At 61.6% G+C, this 4321-nt stretch carries 4 protein-coding genes; 1 reads left to right on the forward strand and 3 read right to left on the reverse strand.

What is annotated here, in order from left to right; all coding sequences use genetic code 11:
* The 3 genes from JNL55_RS32735 to JNL55_RS32745 all read right to left on the reverse strand — a co-directional run.
* Positions 1 to 1580 (reverse strand): phytoene desaturase family protein (locus JNL55_RS32735; protein WP_293864647.1); only part of this gene is annotated, 1580 nt, incomplete at its 3' end.
* A complete protein-coding gene (locus JNL55_RS32740) occupies positions 1564 to 2721 on the reverse strand; it encodes an aromatic ring-hydroxylating oxygenase subunit alpha (protein WP_293864650.1) in 1158 nt (385 codons plus the stop codon). The genes JNL55_RS32735 and JNL55_RS32740, both read right to left, overlap by 17 nt.
* Before the next feature lie 75 nt (positions 2722 to 2796).
* Positions 2797 to 3639 carry a hypothetical protein gene (locus JNL55_RS32745; protein ID WP_293864653.1) on the reverse strand — a complete coding sequence of 281 codons (843 nt, stop codon included), beginning with the start codon at positions 3637 to 3639 and terminating at the stop codon, positions 2797 to 2799.
* A gap of 163 nt (positions 3640 to 3802) precedes the next feature.
* Between JNL55_RS32745 and JNL55_RS32750 the strand changes: the two genes are divergently transcribed.
* Positions 3803 to 4321: glycosyltransferase (locus JNL55_RS32750; RefSeq protein ID WP_293864656.1), on the forward strand; the 519-nt coding region annotated here is incomplete at its 3' end.

A 4321-nucleotide genomic window follows, 5' to 3' on the forward strand; every position in this document is an offset into this window, starting at 1 on the left:
ATTTCGCGTGCGGAGTTGTGGCCCGGCGCGCCGGTTACGCCGCCGCCGGGATGAGTGCCGGAACCGCACATATATAAACCGCCGAGCGGGCCGCGATAGTTGCCGTACCCGAGCATGGGGCGAGCGGAAAACATTTGATCCAGATGCAGCGCGCCGTGAAAAATGTCGCCGCCGATCAGGCCGAAAGTGCGTTCCAAGTCCAGCGGGCTATTGATCTGGCGGCCGAGCACCGAGGCTTTGAAGTTGGGTGCGTAGGCGTTGACGGTGTCGATCATTAGATCGGCGACGGTTTCGCGATGCGTGTCCCAGGATTCGCCGTTGGGCAACTTCGGCGCGACGTGTTGGCAGAACATGCTGGCGACGTGTTGTCCGGGCGGTGCGAGGCTGTCGTCGAGCGTCGAAGGAATCAGTATTTCGACGATGGGTTGTTTGGACCAGCCCGTGGTGCGCGCATCGAAGTAAGCGCGTTCCATGTAGGCCAAGCTTGGCGCGATGATGATACCGGCAGTGTGATGAGGTGCGCGCTGCTTGCCTGGCAAGCAAGTGAAGTCGGGCAGCTCGGAGAGCGCGACGTTCATGCGGAACGTGCCGGAGCCGCAGCGCCACTGGCTGATGCGCTGGTGGACCGCCGGGGGCAGGGCGGCTGCGGCGATCAAGCCCGTATATAACAACTTGGGGTTCAAGTTCGACACGACGGCCGACGCACGAAAGGTTTCGCCGGACTCGGTCACCGCGCCGACTGCTTTGCCGTTCTCGACGATGATTTCTCGCACACCGGCGTTGACGCGAATATCCACGCCGCGAGCAGCCGCTGCCTTGGCCATCGCTTGCGTGATTGCGCCCATGCCACCGATGGCGTGACCCCAGGCGCCTTTCTTACCGTTCACTTCGCCGAACACATGATGTAACAACACATAAGCCGAGCCCGGGGCGTAGGGGCTGCCGTAATTGCCGACGACACCATCGAAGCCGTACACAGCTTTGATGGGAGCGCTTTCGAACCAACCGTCGAGGTAGTCGCCGGCCGAGGCGACGAACAGGCTCAGCAGTTCCTGTCGAGTGGCCAGGTCGAGCTTACTGAAACGACCGCCGACGCGAGCTGCATTCACGAGTTCAGGTAACGCACTCAGCCAGCCGCCTTCGACCACATTGGGTGGTGTTTGTAACACCAGCTCGCGCAGCAGGTCGGCGATGACGTCCAGTCGCTGACCGTATGCGTCCAAGCGCTCCGCGTCCTTCTGCGAGAACTTCGCGACTTCGGCCTTGGTTCGATCGCCGCCGGTGGCCAGATAACGACCATCGTCGGTGGGCAGGAAGTTGGAGACTTCGCGCTCGACCACGCGCAGCCCATGCGCGGGCAAGTCGAGATCCCGAATGACTTTGGGATTCAACAAAGAAACCGTGTACGACGCCACCGAGTTACGAAAGCCCGGATGAAACTCTTCGGTGACGGCCGCGCCGCCGACGACATGGCGACGTTCCAGCACGGTGACTTTCAAGCCGGCGGCGGCCAGATAAAACGCACAGACCAGCCCGTTGTGGCCACCGCCGACAATCAAAGCATCAGACTTTGCGGGCACTGCGGCTCTCCGGAATCATGGCACGCATGCGACGCGTGAAGCTGCGCAGACACACTTCGCTCTCGCTCAACGGCCCGAAGCTGTAGCTGCTCGAAGCCATGCCGGCTTGCACGCGCGCGATCAAGGTCGTGTCTTCTGTGTTCACTTGCCGGTTGATACGCCAGTTCAGATAACGCGCCGCTCGCATTTCTCGGCGGTCGTCACGATGCACGTAGGCGATCTCGCGAATGATGGTTTCGGTCGGCGATACCGGGATGAATTGCATGAAGTCGATTTGGTCGGGATAGATGTCGAAGGCCACGTTGGGCCAGAGTTTGAAGTAGGTCCACAGGCGCTGTCGTTCCGGTGGCAAGTAGTCGACGGCCGGCAGCAGGCGTTGATACAAGCGCTCCGACCAATTACTTCTCGGCGCGTCTTGCAGAACGCCCCACATCTTGTCGACCCACGGCTGCGCTTCGATGCCGTAGCTGCGGCCAAACAGTCGCGTGAGCCCGGGATGCGCCACGTCGATGTGCATACCATCGGAATAATTGTCGGCGACGTTTTTCCAATTCACAGTGCGTGGACGCAGCGTGACGCGGCCTTGCGGGACCAGTTCTTCCAGGCGATAGGCGGCTAGCTCGTCGGTGTAGGGCGCCAGCATCTCCCGCACGCTGGGCAGGCCGGGCTCCAGGCGGATGAAGACGAAGCCCATGAATATTTCCTGTTCCAGCGGCACCAGGCCGTGCGCTTCCGGATTCAGGTCGCGAAAGGTTTCGCGATGAGGCACGCCGATCAGTCGGCCGTCGAGCGAATAACTCCACGCGTGATAGGGGCAGGTGATTCGCCCCGCGCAATGCCCCTTGGGACCGTCGAGCAGGCGCGATGCTCGATGCCGGCAGACGTTATGAAAGCTGCGGATCTCACCATCGCGACCGCGAACTGCAACGATGGATTCACCCAGCAGCTCGAAGCAGTGATAGTCGCCTGGGTTGGGGATGTCGCTGCCGTGGCAGACCAGCTGCCAGCTGGAGCGAAAAATGGTTCGTTTCTCGATCTCGAAAAAATCCGGATCGCGATAAATCCAGGCCGGCAAGCCCACCGACGGATCGTCGACGGGCGCGGCGGACTGCGCTGAGAAGGGTCGGGCGGCGGCGGTCATGACACGATCCTCGCACCGAAATATGGCGCCAGGATTGCCTGACTCGGGGCGGATGTCCAGCGAGTCGCGGGAGAGTCACTCCTGCGCGATTTCGGGCGTCGGTGCAGGTGGCTCGGTCGGTTCCGGCGATGTGGTCGCACCGGCGCGCTTTTGTTTCTCTGGATCCGGCATGGGCATGATGGCGCCGGTCGGCAACAACGCTTCCACGGTCAGCTGCGGGGCGATGCGCGATGAGTCGCGAGGCCCACAGTTGAAGGTCCGGTCGACCACTTTGACGTTCAGCTTCCGGAACACTTGCGGCGTCATTTCCTCGAGCAAATAACAATCTTCGGGCCGCAGCTTGAGGGTCTTGCTGGACAGCGTGACTTCCTGGCGGACGGCGGCGAACACGATGGGGTCGTTCATGGCCGCCACCGGATTCTTGGTGACGCGCGAGATCAGCTCGCGACGTGATTTGTCCTTGTCGATTTCCTGCATGACCTGCGGCGTGACTTCCACCGGCATCAGCAGCTGTACGCGCACCATGGCCGTTTGGGAACGCTGATCGCGCGTATTGGAACGAAAGCCGCCGGTGGGATCGTTCCACGGATCCCGGTTGCGATCCCGATTCCAGGCGGGGCTGTTGTCACGCCCGAACACCGGATCGTTCATCGGCTCCTCGGGCATCATGTAAACGTCGCAATTGCGGACCTGCACTTTGAGGTCGTCCCGGGCGCCGACGGCGAGCAGGATCAGGGCCACGCGTTGTTGCAGCTCCTGACAGGTGTGATGGCGGCTGGAGTTGCGATAATTGAAGGAGATTTCGGTCGCTTTATAAACGGCCGTGATGGGCTCCGGTGCGATAGGAGCCTGAGCCAACGCCGCGCCGCTGGCCGATAAAGATAACAAGGCGACCCAGGACAGATACTTGGCGGTCATACGACCTCCCGCTTCCAGCCGCATCCGTATCGCGGATCAGTCTAGGCCTGCGCGGGCGCAACGTCGAGTGGCATCTTATCGGTGGGCCGGATCTGGCAGGAATTCCCGCGCCGGGGCTCGTAAACTGGCCGGCAATGACGGCCGTATTGGCGCCCCGACGACTATGTCCGCTGTTCAACGACGCGAGATTACCGACGCCGATGCGCGGCCCCTGGCGTTGGTGTTCCGAAAGAACCTGTTGCCGCTGTCGGAAACGTTTATTCGTAATCAAGTGCTGGCGTTGCAACGCTGGCGCGCGCTGTTGATCGGGCTGCATTGTGTCGAAGGTTTGGAACTGGCGCGGCTGAACTATCAGTTGTTGGCGACCTGGAAGCTGCGTCCGATTCCGAACGTGCTGCGAGCGGCGCTGCGCGAATTGAATCTGCCACCGCCCGGCGTGCGACGTTACTTGCAGAGTTTGCACGCCGACGTGGCCCACGTGCATTTCGGGACGGACTTGGTGGCGCTATGGCCCATGCTCAATCAGCTGCGCATGCCCATCATCGCCACCTTGCATGGTTATGACATCAATGTGCATGCCGAAGCCTGGCGGCGGAGTGGGCGTGCCAGTCGCAAGTATCCGGAGCGCTTGTTGGAGATCGCGCAAGATCCACGCGTGCGGTTCGTTGCCGTCAGCAATGCG

Origin of the sequence: Steroidobacter sp. (assembly GCF_016790065.1) — a bacterium.
In the GTDB taxonomy this organism is placed as follows: Bacteria; Pseudomonadota; Gammaproteobacteria; order Steroidobacterales; family Steroidobacteraceae; genus Steroidobacter.